This window comes from Streptomyces sp. NPDC055966, assembly GCF_042269865.1.
GTDB lineage: Bacteria > Actinomycetota > Actinomycetes > Streptomycetales > Streptomycetaceae > Streptomyces.
The window spans coordinates 91,204-111,416 of sequence record NZ_JBHJYK010000026.1 but is presented as its reverse complement, the minus strand read 5'-3'; the positions used below and the strand labels follow the sequence as shown (position 1 = coordinate 111,416).

22 protein-coding genes, 1 pseudogene and 1 riboswitch are annotated in these 20,213 nt (G+C 69.0%); of the genes and pseudogenes, 9 read left to right on the top strand and 14 right to left on the bottom strand.

The window, feature by feature from the left end; all coding sequences use genetic code 11:
- Positions 1–452: 452 nt before the first annotated feature.
- The gene (locus ACFC8N_RS40255) at positions 453–593 is read right to left on the bottom strand and encodes a hypothetical protein (RefSeq protein ID WP_376294286.1); all 141 of its coding nucleotides are present in this window, start codon (positions 591–593) and stop codon (positions 453–455) included.
- A 44-nt stretch (positions 594–637) separates the two neighbouring features.
- On the bottom strand, positions 638–979 hold the full coding sequence (locus ACFC8N_RS40250) for a hypothetical protein (RefSeq protein ID WP_362817518.1): 342 nt from the start codon (positions 977–979) through the stop codon (positions 638–640).
- A gap of 32 nt (positions 980–1,011) precedes the next feature.
- Here ACFC8N_RS40250 and ACFC8N_RS40245 point away from each other — a divergent pair, with 32 nt between their 5' ends.
- A complete protein-coding gene (locus ACFC8N_RS40245) occupies positions 1,012–1,770 on the top strand; it encodes a metallophosphoesterase family protein (protein ID WP_376294218.1) in 759 nt (252 codons plus the stop codon).
- A gap of 208 nt (positions 1,771–1,978) precedes the next feature.
- On the opposite strand, the gene ACFC8N_RS40240 is transcribed toward ACFC8N_RS40245, so the two are convergent.
- Positions 1,979–2,359: a helix-turn-helix domain-containing protein gene (locus ACFC8N_RS40240; protein WP_356028168.1), complete on the bottom strand. Its 381-nt coding sequence runs from the start codon at positions 2,357–2,359 to the stop codon at positions 1,979–1,981.
- Between the two features lie 79 nt (positions 2,360–2,438).
- Between ACFC8N_RS40240 and ACFC8N_RS40235 the strand changes: the two genes are divergently transcribed.
- Positions 2,439–3,368 carry an NADP-dependent oxidoreductase gene (locus ACFC8N_RS40235; protein WP_376294215.1) on the top strand — a complete coding sequence of 310 codons (930 nt, stop codon included), beginning with the start codon at positions 2,439–2,441 and terminating at the stop codon, positions 3,366–3,368.
- Between the two features lie 386 nt (positions 3,369–3,754).
- Here the strand turns inward: ACFC8N_RS40235 and ACFC8N_RS40230 are convergent, their stop codons facing one another.
- The 3 genes from ACFC8N_RS40230 to ACFC8N_RS40220 all read right to left on the bottom strand — a co-directional run bounded on the left by ACFC8N_RS40230 (position 3,755) and on the right by ACFC8N_RS40220 (position 5,131).
- On the bottom strand, positions 3,755–4,135 hold the full coding sequence (locus tag ACFC8N_RS40230; RefSeq protein WP_376294275.1) for a transcriptional regulator: 381 nt from the start codon (positions 4,133–4,135) through the stop codon (positions 3,755–3,757).
- 2 nt (positions 4,136–4,137) lie between these two features.
- Positions 4,138–4,641, bottom strand: coding sequence for a hypothetical protein (locus tag ACFC8N_RS40225; RefSeq protein WP_376294213.1), 504 nt, complete (start codon positions 4,639–4,641; stop codon positions 4,138–4,140).
- A gap of 247 nt (positions 4,642–4,888) precedes the next feature.
- Positions 4,889–5,131 carry a hypothetical protein gene (locus ACFC8N_RS40220; RefSeq protein WP_376294210.1) on the bottom strand — a complete coding sequence of 81 codons (243 nt, stop codon included), beginning with the start codon at positions 5,129–5,131 and terminating at the stop codon, positions 4,889–4,891.
- A gap of 282 nt (positions 5,132–5,413) precedes the next feature.
- Here ACFC8N_RS40220 and ACFC8N_RS40215 point away from each other — a divergent pair, with 282 nt between their 5' ends.
- Together ACFC8N_RS40215 and ACFC8N_RS40210 are read left to right on the top strand one after the other, a co-directional pair.
- On the top strand, positions 5,414–5,617 hold the full coding sequence (locus ACFC8N_RS40215) for a cold-shock protein (protein ID WP_356028159.1): 204 nt from the start codon (positions 5,414–5,416) through the stop codon (positions 5,615–5,617).
- A gap of 229 nt (positions 5,618–5,846) precedes the next feature.
- Positions 5,847–6,113: a hypothetical protein gene (locus ACFC8N_RS40210; RefSeq protein WP_376294207.1), complete on the top strand. Its 267-nt coding sequence runs from the start codon at positions 5,847–5,849 to the stop codon at positions 6,111–6,113.
- A 260-nt stretch (positions 6,114–6,373) separates the two neighbouring features.
- On the opposite strand, the pseudogene ACFC8N_RS40205 reads toward ACFC8N_RS40210, so the two are convergent.
- A pseudogene (locus tag ACFC8N_RS40205) lies at positions 6,374–6,487 on the bottom strand (XRE family transcriptional regulator); the annotation flags it as partial.
- Between the two features lie 32 nt (positions 6,488–6,519).
- Positions 6,520–7,497: an Lrp/AsnC ligand binding domain-containing protein gene (locus tag ACFC8N_RS40200; protein ID WP_376294205.1), complete on the bottom strand. Its 978-nt coding sequence runs from the start codon at positions 7,495–7,497 to the stop codon at positions 6,520–6,522.
- 116 nt (positions 7,498–7,613) lie between these two features.
- Between ACFC8N_RS40200 and ACFC8N_RS40195 the strand changes: the two genes are divergently transcribed.
- Complete coding sequence (locus ACFC8N_RS40195) at positions 7,614–9,068, top strand: carboxylesterase/lipase family protein (protein ID WP_376294203.1); 1,455 nt, start codon at positions 7,614–7,616, stop codon at positions 9,066–9,068.
- Here ACFC8N_RS40195 and ACFC8N_RS40190 read toward each other — a convergent pair.
- Positions 9,026–9,751, bottom strand: coding sequence for a glycosyltransferase (locus tag ACFC8N_RS40190; RefSeq protein ID WP_376294201.1), 726 nt, complete (start codon positions 9,749–9,751; stop codon positions 9,026–9,028). The genes ACFC8N_RS40195 and ACFC8N_RS40190 overlap by 43 nt on opposite strands.
- 735 nt (positions 9,752–10,486) lie before the next feature.
- On the opposite strand from ACFC8N_RS40190, the gene ACFC8N_RS40185 reads away from it, so the two are divergent.
- Together ACFC8N_RS40185 and ACFC8N_RS40180 are read left to right on the top strand one after the other, a co-directional pair.
- Complete coding sequence (locus ACFC8N_RS40185; protein ID WP_376294199.1) at positions 10,487–11,611, top strand: oxygenase MpaB family protein; 1,125 nt, start codon at positions 10,487–10,489, stop codon at positions 11,609–11,611.
- Positions 11,612–12,076: 465 nt separating this feature from the next.
- Positions 12,077–13,324, top strand: a complete 1,248-nt coding sequence (locus tag ACFC8N_RS40180; protein ID WP_376294197.1) for a cytochrome P450 — start codon at positions 12,077–12,079, stop codon at positions 13,322–13,324.
- A 287-nt stretch (positions 13,325–13,611) separates the two neighbouring features.
- On the opposite strand, the gene ACFC8N_RS40175 is transcribed toward ACFC8N_RS40180, so the two are convergent.
- The 3 genes from ACFC8N_RS40175 to ACFC8N_RS40165 all read right to left on the bottom strand — a co-directional run bounded on the left by ACFC8N_RS40175 (position 13,612) and on the right by ACFC8N_RS40165 (position 15,071).
- Entirely contained in the window at positions 13,612–13,986 is a 375-nt protein-coding gene (locus ACFC8N_RS40175; protein ID WP_376294195.1) for an ArsR/SmtB family transcription factor, read from the bottom strand.
- A gap of 98 nt (positions 13,987–14,084) precedes the next feature.
- Positions 14,085–14,846: a CbtA family protein gene (locus tag ACFC8N_RS40170; RefSeq protein ID WP_376294193.1), complete on the bottom strand. Its 762-nt coding sequence runs from the start codon at positions 14,844–14,846 to the stop codon at positions 14,085–14,087.
- Positions 14,847–14,858: 12 nt separating this feature from the next.
- Positions 14,859–15,071, bottom strand: coding sequence for a CbtB-domain containing protein (locus ACFC8N_RS40165; RefSeq protein ID WP_376294191.1), 213 nt, complete (start codon positions 15,069–15,071; stop codon positions 14,859–14,861).
- 37 nt (positions 15,072–15,108) lie between these two features.
- Positions 15,109–15,268, bottom strand: a riboswitch (cobalamin riboswitch).
- 109 nt (positions 15,269–15,377) lie between these two features.
- Here ACFC8N_RS40165 and ACFC8N_RS40160 point away from each other — a divergent pair.
- Entirely contained in the window at positions 15,378–15,959 is a 582-nt protein-coding gene (locus ACFC8N_RS40160) for a histidine phosphatase family protein (RefSeq protein ID WP_376294189.1), read from the top strand.
- An 18-nt stretch (positions 15,960–15,977) separates the two neighbouring features.
- Here ACFC8N_RS40160 and ACFC8N_RS40155 read toward each other — a convergent pair.
- Positions 15,978–16,786, bottom strand: a protein-coding gene (locus ACFC8N_RS40155; protein ID WP_376294186.1) for an IS5 family transposase whose coding sequence is annotated in 2 segments (ribosomal slippage) — positions 15,978–16,447 and positions 16,447–16,786 — 810 coding nt in all. Because the reading frame shifts where the segments join, the coding sequence is not laid out codon by codon here.
- Between the two features lie 461 nt (positions 16,787–17,247).
- On the opposite strand from ACFC8N_RS40155, the gene ACFC8N_RS40150 reads away from it, so the two are divergent.
- The gene (locus ACFC8N_RS40150) at positions 17,248–18,165 is read left to right on the top strand and encodes an NADP-dependent oxidoreductase (protein WP_376294184.1); all 918 of its coding nucleotides are present in this window, start codon (positions 17,248–17,250) and stop codon (positions 18,163–18,165) included.
- Positions 18,166–18,770: 605 nt separating this feature from the next.
- Here the strand turns inward: ACFC8N_RS40150 and ACFC8N_RS40145 are convergent.
- On the bottom strand, positions 18,771–19,127 hold the full coding sequence (locus ACFC8N_RS40145) for a hypothetical protein (RefSeq protein WP_376294182.1): 357 nt from the start codon (positions 19,125–19,127) through the stop codon (positions 18,771–18,773).
- Positions 19,128–20,213: the final 1,086 nt, after the last annotated feature.

Here is a 20,213-nt window from a genome sequence, read left to right as displayed (position 1 = left end):
AACCCCCTCCCTCCCCCCGCGCCGGCTGTTTTGTTGTTTGTTGTGGGTTTTTTTGTGCCCGCCCCCCGGCGCGGCGGGCGCCCCCCCCCCCCCCCCCAACGCCGCGTTGTCTGCGGGGCGGTCAGGAGGTGGCCTGGGCCGCGTCCTCGCTGACGTCGGCGACCAGGGCCGGGTGGCTGATCATCCCGATGTGGGAGGCGCCCGAGACCTGGACGACGTGGGAGTGGGCGCGCGTACTCCCAGCGCACCAGGGCCGCCGCCGGGATGGACGTTGTCGGACTCGGCAACGATGCCCCAGGAGGGGATGGTGTGCCAGGCCGCAGCCATGGTGACGTCCGTCAGGGAGGAGGCCGCGAACGGGTGCTGCCCGGCGGACGTCAAGCGTGTGCCCCAACCCGACGCACCGTCACGAACCGGATGTCACCCGACTACGCCGAAGCCCAGTCCGGCCGTCAGCCGGTGATGTCGAGCAGTAGTCCTTCCAGCGGCCCGCCCACCAGTTCGGCGTAGCGCTGGCCCGGTACCGGGCCCGGATGGTCGTGATCGGCGCCGTAGACCCGGCCCCGTAGGGGTTGCTCGTCTTCACGGCGCATCCGTCCAGCCTTGCAGCCAACACTGACAGTGGAGGCTCGCCCGGTCAGGTACGGAAGCGCGACAGCCAGCCGCCGTCCTTCTGCTTGGGCACCGCCTGGTCCTCTCGCTCGGCTTGTTGCTCCGCCTCGACAACCCGCTCCTCGCACTCGCCGCACAGCGTGGGGTGCCACCGCCCTACCTGCTTCGGACAGTTCTCCGCGGCCTCCCACCGTCCGTCGGTGAACTTCGTGCCGCAGCCGGCACACGCGGGACGGCGCGCTTCCCGCTCGGCCTTCTGCTGTTCGGCCTCGCGGCGCAGCTGCTCCTTGTACTCCTGCTGGCGGGCCTCCTGCTCGGCCTGCCGGCGCGCGTCGGCCCGGACTTGATCCGAGCCATGCCAAGTCACCAAGTCGACGTGCAGCCGGGATACTTGAGGCCATGGTGAAGCGTGTAGCGGTCCTCTCCGACATCCACGGTGTGCTGCCGGCCGTGGAGACGGTCCTCGCGGAACCCGATGTCACCGGCGCGGACCTGATCGTCCTCACGGGTGACATCGCGTGCGGACCGCAGCCCACCGCGGTTCTGGACCTGCTGAGGGGCCTCGGCGACCGAGTGGCCTGGATCCGGGGCAACGCCGACCGTGAACTGGTCGAGTACCGGCGCGGGCTGCGGGACTCCATCCCCGACCCCATCGGCCCCTCGGCCGCCCGTGGTCTGCGCGAGGACCAGGTCGACTTCCTCGAGGGGCTGCCGACCTCACTCACCCTCCCGGTCGAGGGGCTCGGTACGGTGCTGTTCTGCCATGCCACCCCACGCGACGACGAGGAGGTGCTCCTGGTCGACAGTTCCCTTGAGCAGTGGGCGCAGGCGTTCGCCGACGTCGGCCCCGAGGTCACCACTGTCGTCTGCGGACACACTCACATGCCCTTCACTCGCCTCGCGGCCGGCCGCCTCGTCGTGAACCCCGGCAGCATCGGCATGCCGTACGGCAGACCCGGCGCCCACTGGGCCCTGCTCGGCCCGGACGTCCAGCTACGCCGCACCCTCCTGGACGTTCCCTCCGCCACGGCCCGCATCGCCGCGGACTCCTCCTTCGAGCAGGTGGCGAAGTGGGCCGACTACTGTCTGAACGCGCGGTGCACGGAGGATCAGGCGTATGAGATCTTCGGGCGGCAGACCAGGCCTTCGGGGCCATGATGCGGCACAAACAGGGTGCGGCTGGACGGGGCGACCGCCCGCTGCTTGACCTCGTGTACCGCGCCTGGGGTGAGACGCTCGTGGTCGTGACCAGGACCGCCACCCCGATGTGGCAGATCGTCCAACGCACCGAGAGCCTGCAGACCGGGCGCGGCCGGGCGGATAGCGAGTAGGGGCCGAGAGGATACTCAGTGCCTTAGCAGGGGCCTCAGTTGCTGTGGGCGACCGGCTCGGGATCGGCGTCGAGCGCATCGAGCACTGCGTCGCCGTTCGCCCTCGCCCATTCGGTCAGCATGTGGATCGGATCGATCAGCGTTGCCCCGAGCGGGGTGAGCTCGTATTCGACGCGGGGCGGCACCTCGGCGTAGGCGTGGCGGCGGACGAGTCCGTGCGCCTGGAGCCGTCGGAGCGTCTGGGTGAGCATCTTGCGGGAGACACCGCCGATCAGCTCGATCAGCTCGCCATGGCGCACCGGGCCCTTGCTGAGGCCGTAGAGCACGACCACCGTCCACTTGTCGGCGATGAGTTCGACCGCCAGACGCGCCGGACAGTCGGCGAGGAAGGGATCACCGGGACCGAAACCGCTCATGGCGCCAAAGGTACCTGCTGGTTCCTATCAAATTCATAGCCTGGGTTCTCTGCTCCCCTCCAAAAAAGCCAGGAGAGTCATGCGAGTCATTACCCAGGAGACGCTCGGCGGTCCCGAGGTGCTCACCATCGTGGACGTGCCCGAGCCCCAGCCCCTCCCGACCGAGGTTCTCGTACGCGTCAAGGCGATCGGGCTGAACCCGCTGGAGGCGCGTCTGCGCGCCGGCGAGTTCCCGCTGATCGGCCGGCCGCCGTTCGTCCTCGGCTGGGACATCAGCGGCGAGGTCGTACAGGCATCGGGAACGTGGCGGTTCAGGCCCGGCGACGAGGTGTTCGGGATGCCGCTGTTCCCCCGGGCGGCGAGCGCGTACGCCGAGGTCGTGTCGGCGCCGGCGTTGCACCTGGCGCGCAAGCCGGCGTCGCTCTCGCACGTCGAGGCGTCGGCGCTGCCGGTCGTCGGGCTGACGGCGTGGCAGGGCCTCGTCGACCTCGGCGGCGTGAAGGAGGGCGACCGCGTCCTGGTCCACGGCGGTGGCGGCGGGGTCGGCCACGTCGCCGTCCAGATCGCGAAAGCGCTCGGCGCGCACGTGATCGCGACCGCCAGCACCAGCAAGCGGAAGTTCGTCGAGGGGTTCGGCGCCGACGAGGTGATCGACTACACGACGGTCGACTTCACCGAGGCGGTCCGCGACGTCGACGTCGTGCTCGACACGATCGGCGGCGAATCCGCCGCACGGTCGCTCACCGTGCTCCGCCCAGGCGGTCACCTGGTGACGGCGGTCGCCGAGGAGGATGCGGAGCTCGCCGCCAGGTACGAGGCGGCCGGCATGCGCTTCAGCGGCATCGCGGTCGACCCCGATCCGGTCGCCCTGCGAGGACTCGTCGAACTCGTCGAACAGGGCAGGCTCCGGGTCCACGTGCAGGAGACGTTCCCGTTCGAGCGCGTCGCCGACGCGCACCGGCTGCTCGACGCAGGTCACCTCCAGGGCAAGCTCGTCCTCACCGTCTGATCCCGACGTAGGGCCCCGCTTGAGCGAGGTCCCACGGGCCGGCTCCGGCCTTTCGTCTCAACGTACCGAGTCGACCTGTCTCATCCAACTCAGTCCACTCAGGTCACCGTCGTACAGACGACTAACGTCGTTGAGACCGCGTCCAGTCCGGGCGTGCTGCGCGGGTGCTCGTGCCGGCCAGCAGGATGCCGCAGGTGGCGACTCGCCCGGGCGGGGCGGGAGTCGGTGTGGCGGGGTCAGAACTGGTTCTCGCCGCCGTTGACGTGCAGGGTGGTGCCGAGCATGAAGCTGCTGTCCGCTGAGGCGAGGAAGGCCACGGCGGCGGCCTCCGCCTCTCCGTGCTTCAGCGCGGGGAGGCAACTCGCCGGTTCTCCGTCTGCCCACAGCTACTGTGCTTCGCCGCCAACCTCGTCCTCGGCGTCGGGGTGGGCCGTAGCGGCCTGCTCTGCACGGTCTGCGATCTGCTGGAGCGCGGCCAGATGCGCCCGCAGCCGTTCGCGGCCGGCGGCGGTGGCCCGCACCCAGGTGCGGCGCCGCTGGCCGGTGTACCCCTTGCGGATCTCGACGAGTTCGGCGCCACCGAGCGTGGTGAGCTGCTTGGACAACGCCGAGTCGCTCAGCCTGGCGTGGTCGCGGACGAAGGCGAACTCGCACCAGTTGGTGGCGGACACCAGGGAGAGGATCGTCAACCTGGTCGGGTCCAGGAGCAGTTGCTCCAGTCCGGGGGGAACGGCATCGGGCGCGGTGCCGGCGGCGTGGCCCATCATGCTCACGCGGCCGCCGCGTGACGGGCCATCCGCCGTACCACCACGTTGATCAGCAGGCCCACAGCGACCATGAGGACGGCGTACGGCAGCGCTGCGGCGGTGTACGGGTGCTCGCGGATCCAGGCCGGCATGCCGGGGCCGGTCAGCATGCGGTGCACGGCGGGGCCGGCGAAGTGCTGGGCGATACCGAGGACGAGGCCTATCAGCACAACGGGCAGCCAGGCGTTCCGGGGCGCTGCGCTGCGGTGCAAGGTGCCGGAGACGGCAGCGACGCGGGGGCTGCGCCGGCCGGCGACGACCCAGGCGACGGCGAGGGCGCCGAAACCGAGAGCGGAGACCTCCTGGGCAGCAGAACCGAAGTCGTTGGCGGCGAAGACCAGGGCCATGACGACGCCGAGGACGGTCCACAGCCACCAAGGCGTCCGGAGCGACTCGGCGGCGTTGACGCGGGCCGAGCGGACGCGGGCCAGCGCTTCCCGGGCCTCGGCGGGACTGAGCGTGTTCATGATGTGCCCCCTCAACGTGATTACTTTCCTATGAGGAAAGTAGCGCCCACTTTCCCGCCAGGCAAGTCAGCTCGGAGACGGACCCCGAGACCCGAGCGCGGCCGGCGCGTGTGTTCGCGCCCAGCGAGGAAGCAGCGCGCGCCGGTTCATCACCGACACCGTCACCCCGCATGCCGCTGCCCACCCAGGCGACAGGTGGGTCAGGCACATCGCCTCGTCGGACCGGACCAGGACGGGGCATCGTGCGTCACTTCACCGCCGGCCACACCTCCGGCCCGCCGCCCCACCACTCGATCAGCGGCGAGTTCATCCACTCGATCAGCGGCGAGTTCATCAAGTCCACCACGTCCAACCCTTCCAGGCCGGCACGCTCCAGGAACACGCTGAGGTCGTGCAGGCCGAACGCGGTTCCCCGCGTCTCGCTGTCGATTCGGATCTGCCGGCCGCCGCCCTCACCGGGCGGGAATACGATCACGCGAGGCTCAGCCATAGCCTCAGCCTCACCCGGTCGCAGGTGAGGCGCACTCGGGAGACGACTGCCAGAGGCGCCCGGTCGACCCACGGAGGCGCGTTGCTGTCGTGGGTCTTTGTGGCCGAGCGGCACCAGCCGGTGTAGCGTTGTGATCAGCAGTCGTGGTTCCGAAGTCCCGTTCGCCCGTGATCGCCATCGCGGGCGTTTTTGCTGTTCAACGCCTCTCCGGACCAGGGCGATCACCTCCGGGTCCCGCACGGTGCGGGGCCCGATACAAGTCCCCACAAAGGAGACAGGCACATGGCTACTGGCACGGTGAAGTGGTTCAACGCGGAAAAGGGCTTCGGCTTCATCGCCCAGGACGGCGGCGGTCCCGACGTCTTCGTCCACTACTCCGCCATCAACGCTGGCGGTTTCCGGTCCCTCGAAGAGAACCAGCTGGTGAACTTCGACGTGACCCAGGGCCCGAAGGGCCCGCAGGCGGAGAACGTCACTCCCGCCTAGCAACGCCACGGCGAGCCCCGGCCAGTGCATCAACCAGCCGGGGCTCGCCCGTCTCGCCCCGCCTCCAGACCTGCGCGGTCCGGACGGCGGGGCGTCGTGCATTTTCGAGCCTGCGGCAGTCACGTTCCGACAACAACTGCCCGCGCTCCGTGATCGACTGCCGCTCTGGCCGCACGCAACCGCACTACCGAGGGGGCCTCATGCGCCCGGTCAGGTCTGGGCCGGCTGGTTGTGCGGCGAGCACAAACCCACCCGCCGACGGCAGGTCCTCGCCGAGTTCGCCGAGCAGATCGCGGCGGACGGCACGGTCGTGGAGAAGAGCTTCCTCGGCTCGGTGCAAGTGTCCGGTGGGGGCGTCGACACCAAGCACTGCGACAGCGTCTACTTCGCCGACGTGCGCGGCTCCATGCCCGACCTCGTCCAGGCCGTCGGTCCACGAAAGCTGTCGCCGGTCGCCTTCGAACAGGGATCAACTGCACAGACCATCACTGCATGACAACCGATCTCCACGACCAAGGTGGAAGCCCCGGGCCTCCTGCCACCAGTTGAAGGGATCCCCAACGGCCCTGAGTTCCTGAACGCTGAAGAACCGGCATTCCCCGGTCACGTGGTGCACCGAGATACAGGGAGGACCGCAAACACGGTACTTGTCCTCTTTGGTGGTCATGGTCATGTATTTGACGGACTGATAGGTGAAAAAGGCTCCGTCTCCCGCATTTCTAATGTGGTCCACCATGTCCCAGAACTTGGTGTCCCGGAAGCCCCGGCCCGCACAGCCAGCGGCTCACCCTGGTCATACTCCTGCTGCACGCTGCGAATCGCCTTGCCCGAAAGGGCGATGGCGTCATCCCAGTCCGCTGTAGCCCGCATTGAGGGCCCGCCTGACCGGCACTGTGATCGCCTCAGAGGCTGCCGGGGCGGACCAGGCCGGTCCTCTTGACTCCGGTCAGGATGGGGGTGACTTCAAGGGTGGTGACGTGTGTGAGGGCTCCGATGGTCTCGCTGAGAAAGTGGTAGAGCGCGTTGAGGTCGGCTGCCGCGACGGCCACGAGGAGGTTGGCCGACCCGGTGGTGGCGGAGGCGAAGCGGACCTGCGGGTGGCGGCTGAGCTGTCGTCCTGTCTCCTCCAGGCCGCCGGGTGCGACGGTGATCCACAGGAGGGCTTCGGTGCGGATCCCCAGCCGGGCCAGGTCGACCTCGGTCGCGAGCCTGAGGACCTGGCCGCCCACCAGTGCCTCTACCCGGCGACGGGCGGTGAGGGCGGTGGTGTCGGCGCGGCGCGCGAGGTCGGTGTAGGAGGCTCGGCCGTCCTCGATCAGTGCGTTGATCAGCTGGTGGTCGAGGGGCTGGAGGACAGGCCGGCTGGGTGCCGTGGGCATGTCCGGCCGCAGGCTGGTCAGTTCGGTCTGCGTCAGCAGGCCGCCGCTCCAGTCGAAGGCGGCCGGGAAGACGCGGAGCAGCACGTGCGAGGTCCAGGACTGGACCGCGGGGGTGGCGGGCAGGTCCCGCAGCAGCAGGTTGTTGCGGGCGTCCGGTCCGTCCAGAAACAGAACGGTGCAGATCTCGTCGCCGCCGCCGAGCACGTCCACCCAGATGGTGTCAGGACGGCGGGCGAGGGTGGCGGCGACAGCACTGATCCGGTTGGGCTTGCACCGGATGCGCAGGGCCAGTGGGATCAGCTCGGGGAAGTGGACCGGGTTGCGTACGGCCGTGGCCCGCAGCGTGCCGTCGCCGAACAACGGTGCCGCTCGCCGTACGACGGTGCGCTCCGAGACGCCCAGGACCCGGCCGACCGTACGCCAGGAGGCACGGGGTGCGGCCAGCATCGCGGCGGCGATCCGACTGTCCGTTTCATTCAACTGTTGGCGCACTTTCTCCACGATTTAAGATCATACGTTTCACTTCCTCATTTTCTGTGGCCTTTCATGGCTCAGATTCTCGCCTCGGCTTAGAACCGTCTCAGAGCAACCGAGACGAGAGGGCGCAGGCGAGCACGATGACCGGCATCGAGCACACGGTGGTGGGCACCGACCGGGGCAAGGTCAGGGGGATCGCGGAGGGCGAGGCGGTGTCCTTCCGGGGCATCCCGTACGCCGCGTCGCCGGTCGGCGCGCTGCGGTTCGCCACGCCGCAGCCGCACCCCGGCTGGACGGAGGTGCGGGACGCTGCCGCGGCAGGCCCGTCCGTTCCGCAGGCGGCCTCCCGGCTGGAGAAGGTGCAGGGGCAGCGAGTGCCGGACTGGAACGAGGACGGCAGCCTGACCGTGAACGTCTTCACTCCACGCCGGGCGCTGGAGGATGGCGCCGCCCGGCCCGTCCTTCTCTGGTGGCACGGCGGCGGCTTCACCAGTGGGTCCGGCGGCTGGGACTGGTACGACGGCGGCCGCCTCGCCGCGCTGGGTGACATCGTGGTGGTCACCGCCAACTACCGGGTGGGGCCGCTGGGTTACCTCTACCTGCCCGAGATCGGCGCGGCCAACCTCGGTCCCCAGGACCAGGCCGCCGTGCTGCGCTGGGTGCAGAACAACATCGCCGCCTTCGGCGGTGACCCGCGTACGGTCACCGTCGGCGGGCAGTCCGCCGGAGCGTACTCGGCCTTGTCGCTCGCGCTCGACCCCGCGACGAACGGGTCCATCACCCGGGTGCTGTTGCAGAGCGGTCCCTTCGGCCTGAACCCGCAGGATCCGCACCAGGCCACCGAGAACGCCGACGCCTACCTGCGCCTGCTGGACATTCCGAACGGCACGGACACCGCCAAGGCCCTACGTGCACTGCCGGCCGAGCAGTTGCTGGACGCCTACGGCCGCCTGTCCGGCCGGCTCGCGGCTCCGGGCAACGCGGCTCCGCCGATGTACCCGGTCCTCGGCGCCCCCGGCGTGCCCCGCGCCCCGCAGCAGGCGCTCACCGACGGCGCGCTGGAGGGCAAGCCGCTGCTGATCGGCACCACCCGCGACGAGGCGACGGCCTTCTTCGCCTTCGACCCCCGCATCCAGAACCTCACCACCGACACCGCCCTGGACATCCTCACCGCCCAGGTCGGCCGGCAGGCCGCCCGGGACGTCTACCAGCAGCACGCCGACCGCCTCCCGCAGGCGACACCGGCGCAGATCTTCACCTCGGTGCAGACCGACGGCCTCTTCCGCGACGGCTCGCTTCAGATCGCCGACCACCACGCGGCCGGCGGCAACACCACCTACGTCTACCAGTTCGACCACGCCCCCGCCGAGGACCCCTACGGCCTGGGCGCCACCCACTGCGCCGAACTGCCTTTCCTCTTCAACACCTTCGACGCCTCCCTCGGAAGCCCGATCCTCGTCGGCGCCGGCGAGGCCCAGCGCGCCCTGGGCCTCGAATTCGCGACCGCCGTCGCCGAGTTCGTCACCACCGGAGCGACCGGCGACTGGCTGCCCTACGCCCCCGCGACCGCGGCCCGCATCCGCCACTTCGGCTGAGAGAGGAGACCGTCATGAAGATCGACGCCCTTTGAGCCGGCCGTGAGCCGTCCGAGCGTGCCGATGACCGGCGATCCCGGCACCCGGACCGTGCCGGACCGGTAGACGGCCGGGTCGATGGTGTTGAGGACGACCGTGGTGCGCGGCCCACAGCCGGTGAGCATGTCGGCTCTGCGGGCGGCGACCTCGCTGACGGCGATGACGCGGGTGGCGTGGGCCATGGCCCACAGGAGCCTCGGCAGCCGGGCGTGCTCGAAGACCTGGCCGTAGACCTCGTTGCCGCGCACGCCCACCACGGACGGTATGCCGCATTCGGCTGCGGCCAAGGTCGCGTAGAAGCCCGCCGAGGCGGCGGAGAAACCGTGCAGCAGGGTGTACCGGCGGCGGCGTGCCAGCGCGACCAGGGCCTGCTGGACGACCAGTTCGCGATCCGGCCGCGGCGCCGCCACGTCATCCGGGAGCAGTTCGAAGAAGCCGATCCCTGGATCCCTGTCGAACGAGGGTCCGGTCAGCGAGTCGCTGCTTTGCGCGTCTGGAGCGGGTCGCAGCCCCACGACGTCCACATCGAACCGGCCGTCGGCGGACAGGCCGCGGGCGAGCCGCAGCACGCTGGTGCCGATGCCGCCGTGCTGGCGTATCGCGCCGAACAGTACGAGGGCTATGCGTGGGCGGGAGTTCGTCACCGGTGGCTCGCAGCGTCTATGCGTCTCATGGCGCACATTGTTGTCGGGCGGTCACACACGATCCATGCCGCCTTTCCGGGGCGAAACAGGCATTCGGATGAGCCGGAGAGCCAGCTACGCAGCCGGGAACGGGGCGCCGACCCACGGCGCCCTGCTCTCCGCCCCGGCGGCTTCCTCTTCCTCGACGACCGCCGGACCCTGCACGGCGCGTCCGGCGTCACCTCGGCCGGCCCCACCGGCGGGTACCGGGACGCCCTCGTCATGAGCTTCACGGCTCTGTGAAGACAACTGGGACAACCTTGTCGGAAACATCTGTTAAGGCCAGCCTGGTTGGCGCCCGCGGCGACGGACTGCGTGAAGGGGGAGGTCGGTGGGGCCGTAGCGGCGCTTGACCTCAATCAGGCGATGGGGACGGGTCTGCGTCCCGAAGCCGCGGGGATTCGCCAGAAGCTATCCCGGCGGCCGGCCGGAGCCGTAATCAAGTCGTAGCGAGGCGCGGCCCCGTCGGGCAGAGCCGCTCGCACGCTGCGCGTCACGCCGCTGAAAGGCACAGGCCCCACTAGAGGGACGACGGATCGATTCAGCCTGGTCTGTTCGGGTGATTGGGGCGGTGACGGCGGAACGCAGGCCACTAGGAAGGTGATCGAGCGGTCTGCACGCCGGACTCCGGAGCCACAGCAAGGCGGGCGGACTAACTCCCACACACCACCCGCTTGCAGTGATGTTGCAATGGAGATGCGCGTGCCCGCAATGAAGTGGACCGATGAGCTGCTGGACCCCCTGCGGAAGGCCGGCGACCCCCTGGCCGACGCCGCGATCGAAGAGATCTACGAGCTCGGCCGGCAGGAGCAGGTCCGCGAGGCCCTCCTCGCGCTGGAGGGCAACAGTGAGGCCGTCCCGGACGGCCTGCCGCCGAAGCTGCAGGAGTACTTCACCCGCAGCGCGGTCCTGCCCGAGTGGGCAGACACGCGGCTGACGGCACGTGGCCAGGGCCTGCTCGGCCGCTACCAGGGACACATCACCACCACGCTGCTGTGCGGCTCCCTGCCCCTGTGCTACAGCTGCGGCGACGGGGCACAGGTCCTCTACAGCTCCACCCGCCTGACCCAGGGTGTGTTCCGCCGGCTGATGGAGACCGCCCAGTTCGTCGTCGACGTCCTGGAGACCGGCGGCCTCGGGCCCGGTGCACGCGGGGTGCGCACGGCCCAGAAGATCCGGCTGCTGCACGCCACGATGCGGTACCACCTGTCGCGCAAGGAGGACTGGGACACCTCCTGGGGCGTGCCCGTCAACCAGGAAGACCTGGCTGCCACCTTGATGAGCTTCTCCGTCATCATCCCCCGCGGGCTGGCCCGGCTCGGCGTCGAGCCTCCCGCCCAAGACAGGGACGCCTTCTTCCGCATCTGGCGAATCATCGGCTACGTCCTCGGCGTCGCCGAGAAGGTCAACCCGTCCACCTTCGACGACGGTGCTGCCCTGGTGGACGCCGTCCTGCGCCGACAGCAACGGCCCTCCGAGGCCGGAACCGTCCTGACGAAGGGCGTCCTGGACTACATCCGCGAGGTCCTGCCAACCCCGCTGTTCGCGGGGGTGGGCCCCACCTTGATGCGCCACCTCGCCGGAGACCGGACCGCGGACATCGTCTCAGTCCCGCCGGCCGACCACACCAAGCTCGCCCTCGCCGCCCAGTCCCCGCTGAGCATGGGCTACGCAAAGGCCGGCGACACCGTGCCCCTCCTCGCCAAGGCGTCCAACGAACTCGGCCTGGCCGTCTTCAAGCAGGGCCTGCGCCTGACCAACAAGGGCCGCCGCTACCAGTGGCAGGTCCCCACCGGCCTGACACCCACCACTTCAGCCTGACCGAAACAGCCGCCAGCGCAACGAGCGGCACCGATGGTGCAACATCTCATGTGGGCGGGAGCACCAGTGTCATTCACAGTCATCCCAGACCGTGAGGAAATGCCACGTCCGTGAGACTGAGAGGCTATGCCATCGGCCTGCAATAGCGGAAGAACCGCTGGTCAACAAGCACAGCCTGTTCCACAGGCGACGAGAACCTACAGTCATTGTGGGATCTCAGATCCGGCTTCACAATCTCAAGCCCGGCTGCATCCCGGCTGCATACGTGCAGCGATGCTGAGACTCCCTGGTCAGCGTATTCACCCTTCCGAGTGTCGGTAGCTCGCTCCTCGTCGCGCCCACGGCGGGCTTCTGGCCTTCGAACAGCTGCCCCCGGGAGGCGAGGGCAGTGGCTGGAGGAACTCGGAACTGATCAGCAGGTTTGGCCTGTTCGTGCGGGATGCTCTGCCATTTGTGCTGGAGACCATGGACGCGCCGACCTTCTGCCCGAACGTCCCCGCTGTCGTGAAGAGAGAGGCGAACGTGGCGAACTCTGGCGTGCCCACCTTCCCGCAAGACCGCACGTGCCCGTACCAGCCCGCCGACGCCTACCTCCCGCTGACCGCCCAAGAACCGCTGTCACGCGTGCAGCTCTATGACGGGCGCACCGTGTGGCTTGTGACCGGCCACGACGCAGCGCGCCGACTGCTCAGTCACCCGGAGGTGTCCGCTGACCGCCAGCACCCCGACTTCCCCTCGCCCGGCGCGCGCTTCGAGGCGTTGCGGCACATCCCCACCCCGCTGCTGGGCGTAGACGGGCCCGAGCACGCCCGCCAGCGTCGCCCACTGGTCCCCGCCTTCACAGCCAGAAGCGCCGCTGCCCTACGCCCGCACATCCAGCAGATCACTGACACCCTCCTCGACGCGATCGAGGAACAAGGCCCTCCCGCGGACCTCGTCTCTGCCTTCGCTGCTCCGCTGTCCTCCAAGGTCGCCTGCCAACTGCTCGGAGTCCCCGCCGGCGACCGCGACTTCTTCGAATCCCGGCTGCACCTGCTCTTCACCGGAACCCCTGACCAGGCTCTCACCGCACGCAGCGAGCTGATGGACCACCTCGATGCCCTCCTCACCTCCAAGGAGACCCGACACGGCGAGGGCCTGCTCGATGTCCTCCTGGAACACGCGCGCACCGATGGCGGCCTGGACCGGTTCACGCTCGTACGGATGGCCGTGATCCTGCTGACCGCCGGCCACGAGACCACCGCCAACATGATCACGATCGGGACATACACCCTGCTCCAGCACCCCAACTGCGTGAACCAGCTGCGGGCTGGGGCCGAGTCCCTGCCCGCGGTGATCGAGGAACTGCTGCGACTGGTGTGCGTATTCGACATCGTCATGCGCGTCGCCACAGCCGACATCACCATCGAGGGCCACGCCATCCGCGCCGGCGACGGCATCGTCGTCTCGCTCTCCCTCGCCAGCCACGACCCCGCCCACTACCCCGCACCACACATCATCGACACCAAGCAGGCATCCCCCCGCCACCTCGCCTTCGGCACCGGCCCCCACCAATGCCTCGGCCAGCACCTCGCCCGCACCGAACTGCACATCGCCTTCCGCTCCTTGCTCACCCGGTTCCCGAACCTGCACCTGGACCCGGCCACCGCCACGGCGGGATTCCAGCCCGGCACCGTCCTGCAGCGCATGACCGCACTCCCAGTGCACTGGTAGCGGAGTAACTGATCGTTTCAGAAAGAGGTCCGCAGGCGGCGAAGGCAGATGAGGCTGCAGGCCAGTTCGAGCAGGCTCTGATGGAGATCCACGTGTCGTATTCATTGGATCGTATGGTCGCTGCAGGGCCGTCGGAGGAGAAGCCGAAGGCACTGATGGCCATCACGCCAGCACGTCGAGGACCTTCCTGCGATCTTGAATCGCCATGACCGGAGGGGGCATGAGAGGGAACGGGGCCGATGGGATTTGCGGCGGCCTCGCCGTGATGTGCCGACCGCGCGGCCTTGTCAGCCCTGATGTTGGACGTCTGCTCGTGCGGATCCCGCAGTGCCATCGAGAAGTTGGACGACTTCGGGATCGTTCAGCTGGTACCGGACAACGCGGCCTGTCCTGGAGGCGGAGACGGTGCCAGCCGTCCTGAGTAGGCGCAGGGCGTGGGACACGGTGGTGTCCCGCATCCCGGTGGCCAGTGCGAGGTCGGTGACGGAGATCGGCCCGGCCCGGTGCATCGCGAGGAGCAGGGCCAGGCGGCCGGGCTCTGCGAGCAGCGCGAACCTGGCTGCCAGCGAGTTCACACGGCTTCGTTCTCCGATGCCTGCAACCGCCGCGCTCACGGCCGACTCGTCGATGGCGTGCCGCAAAGGATGCTTGGTGGTGTCCATCACCGTGGCGTCCGTCCTACCTCAGGTGTGCGGAGGACCGGTACGGATGACGTCCTGTCGTCCGTACCGGCCCTTGGCTTCCACAGGAGCCCGTGGTGTCAGAGCACGGCCGCGGTCGCTTCCGACGCGGCGTCGCGCTTGGCAGTTGCGGGCTTCGGGTTGAGGAGGCGCTCGGCGAGGTGCCCGAACAGCAGGCCGAACGAGACCCAGAGCGTGAGCTGGATGGCGAGTGCCGCAAGGCGGAACTGCCAGAGCAGCGTTGCCGAGAAGTCCTGCGGCACCTCGTTGACAGCGGGCAGCAGGGCGTACGCCAGGCCGACGGCCACAGCGAAGCCGAGGACGGCGACGACCGTGGCGTACCAGTTGCCCAGCCGGGGGGCGAGCCGCTTGCCAATGATCACGGTGGCGACGGCCAGCAGGACGCTGAGCGCCATCATCAGAAAGTACAGCGTGGTGCGCTTGCCGATGGTCGCCGGGTCGCCGATGGCCGGCGGGTTGGCGGGGTACTTGAGGAACGGCACGACGTAGACCGCGACCAGCGCCGCCCCGGAGAGCAGGGCGGCCGTGGCGCGCGGGCTGAACCGGCCGATCCGACCGAGCGCGAAGCAGTACGCCAGGGCGGCGATACCGCCCAGGGACACGCCGTAGACCAGGACACCGGTGGCCAGGCCCGCGGTCGACTGCAGGCTCCGGCTGACGATCTCCATGCCGTGCTCGGTGGTGTGGGCGTCTTCGTAGGCGATCGCCGCGTCGACGCGCGGCTCACCCAGGAGGTAGGCGACGACCAGGGCGAGCAGGCCGGCCCCGAGACCGGCCAGCATGCCCCGGACGAGCAGCCCACGGACAGAGGCGGAGTTCACGTGCTGCTCCGCTCAGTGGCAGGGGAAGCCGAGCAGGTGGCGGCCGTCGTGCACCCACTCGTGCACGTTCTCGCCGGAGAGGAGAGAGGTGGCACCCTGCTCGGCGCCGACGAAGTAGATGAGGGCCATCAGCAGGATGCCGAAGAAGACCGCCCAGGGCAGGATCGCCTTGACGGAGATGGGGGCGATCGTCGGCGCGGCGGCGGGGGCGATGGGGTGAGCCATGGCCGGACCTCCTTCTGGGAACTCGCGTCCCGTTCAGTGGAGCATGTACGACGGTGGCGGGTCTGACTCGCCGGGCACTGACATCAGGTCAGGTTCCGGACTCACAGTGGCGCGACCGTGCCGGCATCTCACCGGGCTTCCGCCGCACCGTCGTCTTGAGTTGTCGCAGTGACGGTACCGTGTCGCGAAGGCCCGGCCAAGGGGAGTCGCAGCGGCGGACGGCGCACAACCGGGAGCGGGAGGAGCACCCCGACGCCGGTACGTATGCGCGCGGTATCGCGCGGAAAAGCGGAGAAGGAGGGCGCGGTGACCGCGCGCGTGATGCTGGTCGCACCGGCAGTCGGGGCAGAGCTGCGGGAGGCGCGGTTCGGCAACGACGGCCCGCTGGATGACGCGGGCCTGCGGGCGGCACGAGCGGTAGCTGACACACGCCTGGCCGCGGCTCCGTGCTTCGTCGCCCCCTCCTTCCGCTGCCGCCAGACCGCCGAGGCCCTCGGCCTTGCCTCTGAATCTGCCCAGGAGCTAGGTGATCTGGACGTCGGGTCCTGGCGCGGACTGAGGCTCGACGACATCGCCGTGACCGACCCGGCAGCGGTTGCTGCCTGGCTGGCAGACCCGTCTGCGGCGCCCCATGGCGGTGAATCGCTCACAAGCCTGTGCGCACGCGTGGGCAGTTGGCTGGATGAACGAGCCCGGCATGACGGCCGTACAGTCGCGGTCGTGGAGCCGGCGGTCATCCGTTCGGCGCTCGTGCACGCGCTGGCGCTACCGCCAACAGCCTTCTGGCGACTCGATGTGCTACCGCTCACGGTCACTGAACTGTCCGGCCGGAACGGGCGCTGGAATCTGCGCTGCGGGCAGCCACTGACACAGAATCGACCGAACTGACGCGCTTCACCGGTCGTTTCAGGATGAGGTCCGCAGGCGGCGAAGGCATATGAGGCTGCAGGCCAGTTCGAGCAGGCCCTGATGGAGATCCGCGCGTTGTTCGTAACGGGTGCGGAGCCGCTTGAACTGGTGCAGCCAAGCGAAGGCGCGCTCGACCACCCAACGCACCTTGCCCAGTCCGGAGCCGTGTGCGACGCCGCGTCGGGCGATCATCGGCTTGATGCCGCGCTTCCACAGCAGGCGGCGGTATTTGTCGAAGTCGTAGCCCCGATCGGCGTACAGGCGCCGGGGCCTGCGGCGGGGGCGTCCTCGCAGACCCCGAATTGCTGGGACCGCGTCCAGCAGCGGCAGCAACTGGGTGACGTCATGTCGGTTCCCGCCGGTGAGCGTGACGGCGAGTGGGGTGCCGTGGCGGTCGACGATCAGATGATGCTTGGAGCCGGGACGGGCACGGTCGACGGGCGAAGGGCCGACGTGATCCCCCCTTTCAGGGCCCGGACGTGCGACCCGTCCACGGCACAGTCGTCCAGGCATAGAAGGTCAGCGCGGCGTAACTCGGTCAGCAAGGCGGCATGCAGACGCGGCCAGACACCGGCCTCCGTCCAGTCCCGCAGCCGGCGCCAGGCCGTTACCCCGGAGCAGCCCACGGTCTCGGCCGGGACATCGCGCCAGGCGACACCGGTTCGCAGCACGTACATGACGCCCGCGAGGGCCGCCCGGTCGGGAACACGCAGTCGACCGGGGTAGCGGTGGCGTCGCTCGGGAGCGGGCGGAAGCAGCGGAGCCACCCGCTCCCACAGGTCATCCGGAACAAGATCAGCACGCACCCGGAGACCCTGCCGACCAAGGTCGCGGAGCGCAAGGCCCTCAGCTCAGCTGATTCTGAAACGATCAGTAAGGACCGGCCTGGGGAAATGGACACAGTCCTGAGACAGCAACGGCGTCCACCACCGTGAGACAAACCGAAATGCCGCAGCTCACAGCGTCGCGCCATGACGTGGCATCTGCGATCCCACACGAACCTGTGGGGTCTTACGGCTGATGTCGTCATCGCACGAGCCGTGTCGTACCGATGTCGTATGCGACATCGCCGTGAGACTAGCGCGTGGGTGGGTGTTGCTTGCCCTGGGTGTGTGGTGCTCGTCGAGCTCCGGTTGGACTCGACGCGTTTCAGTCGTCCATCCGTCCGGTGACGGATCTTGTTGCCGTTCCTCTGTGGGTTAACCAGCCCACTCCATGGCTTGGGCGGCGCACAGAGACGGCGAGCACGAGATATACGGAGGTACCCGTGAAGGCAATCGTCGCGACGGATCCGGCCGCGGAAGCAGCCGGAATCACACTCGCGGAGCGGCCTGAGCCGACGCCGGCGATCAACGACGTCGTCGTTGAAGTCCGTGCGTCGGGCTTCGTCCCCGCGGAGTGGGAGTGGCCCTCGACGTGGGTCGATCGCGCCGGTCGCGATCGAGCCCAAGCGATCATCGGCCACGAGTTCGCCGGAGTGGTCACCTCCCTCGGCTACGGCACGACGGGGCTCTCGCTGGGACAGCGGGTGTTCGGGATCACGGACTGGCACCGCGATGGAACCCTGGCCGAGTACGCGGCCGTGGAGGCACGCAACCTGGCGCCGCTGCCGGGGAACGTCGACTTCACGGTGGGTGCGAGCCTGCCGATCTCCGGCCTGACCGCGTGGCAAGGTCTGTTCCAGCACAGTCGTCTTCAGGCGGGGCAGAGCGTCCTCGCACACGGCGCCGCCGGCGCAGTCGGGTCCGTGGTTACGCAGCTCGCCCGGGAGTTCGGCGCCTACGTCATCGGGACCGGGCGGGCGGCGGACCGCCAGGCGGCGCTCGACTTCGGCGCGAACGAGTTCCTCGACCTCGCCACCGAGGATCTCGACGACATCGGCGGGGTCGACGTGGTCTTCGATGTCATCGGCGCTGACATCCAAAGGCGCTCGGCGAGAATCATCCGGCCTGGCGGGACGCTGGTGTCGGTGGTCGGGCCTGTTGAGGCTCGCCCTGTCGACGGCTTGGCGGTCGACTTCGTCGTCGAGTCCGTTCCGAGTCAGCTGGTGGAGATCGTCGACCGGGTGCGGGACGGGCGCCTTCGCACGCACATCGGAACCATCGCGACCCTCGACGACGCCGTCCCTGCGCTCAACCCGACCGAGCGGCGCAAGGGCAAGACCGTCATTCGCGTGCGCCCCTGAGCGCCCTGGAATGGGCCAACAGCGGTGGTGGGCTGGACGACCGCTGACCTGCCCGGTGTCGGACGAGGAAATGCCACGGACTTGAGACTGATCATGGTGACACGGCCGTGAGACAACCAAGAAAACCCAGGTCGCAAAAGATCGACATGTCGGACGCGGCGAGATCCTGCAACCAGCCTACGAACGGCTCCGGCGTCCCGCGTGCGCGCTCCCGGCGGCCGCCCACCCTGGATGAGTGACCGGGACGCCGAAGGTCGTCGTGTACCCGCCGACCGAAGATGGCGGTCGGCGGGTACACGTCGGCAGCTGGTTCATGGGGATGGCGTACAGCATTGCTCGACATCGCCGAGTTCCTACGACGGACCGGGGCCGAAGACATCGGGCCCGTGGATGTGGCGAGCGCGGCCTGGGTGGAGTGGCGGGGCGCTGGGCCAGACGTGTGGGCGCCGCCCGGGTAGGTCGGAGCGGCTTCGACCACAACACCGACCCCTGACCTGCCCTGGTCGGGCTCGCGGTCGGCGTGGTCGGTGTCCTGGTCGGGGGGTAGGGGTTCGTGGTCGGGATCCGCGGAGCCGGCGCGGGAGCGCTACCTCTCGGTGCTGCTGTCAGAGCAGCTTCTGCGGTGCCTGGTACTGGTCGACGGGCGCGAGGTTGCACGCGGGCTTGGGCCCGCCGAGCAGGTGCCCCCCGATGCCCTCACCTTCCGGTAGGGGCACCGCACAGCGGAGGTCGACATTGGCGAACGGAGCACCATAGGTGTTGCCGATGCCGCCTGCTTCGCCCGCGATGGTGGTGTTGCCGTTGCGGGTTCCGAAGTCCGTGGCGCCGGTGCCGCCGTTGGGTCCTCCGAAGTCCGTCGCCGATGCTGGTACAGCCACGGCCGTCGTTGCGGCAATCGCGAAAGCCGCGCCGGCCAGAGCCTTCATGATCACTGTGATGCTCCTGTTCGATGAGACGGTCATCCTCTTTGTGATCTGTCCAACGCCACTCCGTGGTTGCAGTTACGTGTGCCGGACCAGCTGTCACCGGCGAGCGCCGACAGAGCGGTCGGCCACGGCGAAGCTCTCACAGCGCCCGGGCAAACCGTGGCGCGGCCTCGGCTGTGGGTAGGGGCTGGACACCGAACCGCCTGCCGGACCAAGGGGATTACGGATGGACCAGTCCTAAGATCGGCGCACAAACGCGTCGCTTCAGGCCTGCTACTGGGCACGTGTCGCCGGGAGTCCGGAACACGCCTGGGCGGAATGGGAGGCTGCGAAATCTCTCAGCAACTCTGCTCCTGGCGAGCTGAGCGAGTGGCAGCGGTGGCTTCTGGACCACCTCAAGAACCAGCGGCTCGACGCCGAGCAGGCGATCGCTCGGGCGGAGATGTGGGTCAAGGTCGCCGCGGTGCAGCCGGGCGCCATGTCCTAAGGCCGCGTGCCGAGGGGCACTTCGGCGAGAACGTCCCACACGATCTCATGACGGTCATGCCATTCGGCCACGAGCGTGAGAGGCCAGCGTAGGCGTGGGAGAGATGGGGATACGAGGCCGTCGGGATGCGCGGCCACCGATCGCCTACGACCGTCTGGTGCGCCTGCCAGGTCATCTCCCACAACTGCCGGTGAGGCCAGCCGGGATAGCCCTTGCTCTCGATCGCCAGGGCGCCGATGTCCGGGCGGGACAGTCGCACCTCGAACGGGTCGGTGTCGGTGGCCCGCCGGGTCACCTCCCGGGTGATCTGGTCGACCTCCCTGGCGCTGGCGCTGTCCTGCGGTCCGGCGTGCAGCACGGTGAGGTGCATCCATTGCGGCTGGACCAGGTGCAGGCCTGGCTGCTCAGACAGCAGGCGGTACGGCTCGTACAGGCGCTTGCGAGCGAAGTTCTCGCCGGGAACGATCAGCCGGTGCAGGTCTTTACGGCCCGGGGGCCACGCAGAATTCGTCCATGAGCCACGTCCCTCATTGGCAGTTGGCACACACGCGCCGGATGCGGATCTTTCTCGGAGTGGGTTCCGAACAACCATGCGCAAACCCCAGTCGCACCGCTGTGCCGCGCTGTTGACGGCC

Coding starts and splice junctions, on each gene's coding strand:
- ACFC8N_RS40180 (WP_376294197.1), top strand. CDS start 12,077: ATGGACGCGCCGACCTTCTGCCCGAACGTCCCCGCTGTCGTGAAGAGA.
- ACFC8N_RS40215 (WP_356028159.1), top strand. CDS start 5,414: ATGGCTACTGGCACGGTGAAGTGGTTCAACGCGGAAAAGGGCTTCGGC.
- ACFC8N_RS40165 (WP_376294191.1), bottom strand. CDS start 15,071: ATGGCTCACCCCATCGCCCCCGCCGCCGCGCCGACGATCGCCCCCATC.
- ACFC8N_RS40175 (WP_376294195.1), bottom strand. CDS start 13,986: ATGGACACCACCAAGCATCCTTTGCGGCACGCCATCGACGAGTCGGCC.
- ACFC8N_RS40185 (WP_376294199.1), top strand. CDS start 10,487: ATGCGCGTGCCCGCAATGAAGTGGACCGATGAGCTGCTGGACCCCCTG.
- ACFC8N_RS40230 (WP_376294275.1), bottom strand. CDS start 4,135: ATGATGGGCCACGCCGCCGGCACCGCGCCCGATGCCGTTCCCCCCGGA.
- ACFC8N_RS40235 (WP_376294215.1), top strand. CDS start 2,439: ATGCGAGTCATTACCCAGGAGACGCTCGGCGGTCCCGAGGTGCTCACC.
- ACFC8N_RS40255 (WP_376294286.1), bottom strand. CDS start 593: ATGCGCCGTGAAGACGAGCAACCCCTACGGGGCCGGGTCTACGGCGCC.
- ACFC8N_RS40240 (WP_356028168.1), bottom strand. CDS start 2,359: ATGAGCGGTTTCGGTCCCGGTGATCCCTTCCTCGCCGACTGTCCGGCG.
- ACFC8N_RS40145 (WP_376294182.1), bottom strand. CDS start 19,127: ATGACCGTCTCATCGAACAGGAGCATCACAGTGATCATGAAGGCTCTG.
- ACFC8N_RS40245 (WP_376294218.1), top strand. CDS start 1,012: ATGGTGAAGCGTGTAGCGGTCCTCTCCGACATCCACGGTGTGCTGCCG.
- ACFC8N_RS40195 (WP_376294203.1), top strand. CDS start 7,614: ATGACCGGCATCGAGCACACGGTGGTGGGCACCGACCGGGGCAAGGTC.
- ACFC8N_RS40220 (WP_376294210.1), bottom strand. CDS start 5,131: ATGGCTGAGCCTCGCGTGATCGTATTCCCGCCCGGTGAGGGCGGCGGC.
- ACFC8N_RS40225 (WP_376294213.1), bottom strand. CDS start 4,641: ATGAACACGCTCAGTCCCGCCGAGGCCCGGGAAGCGCTGGCCCGCGTC.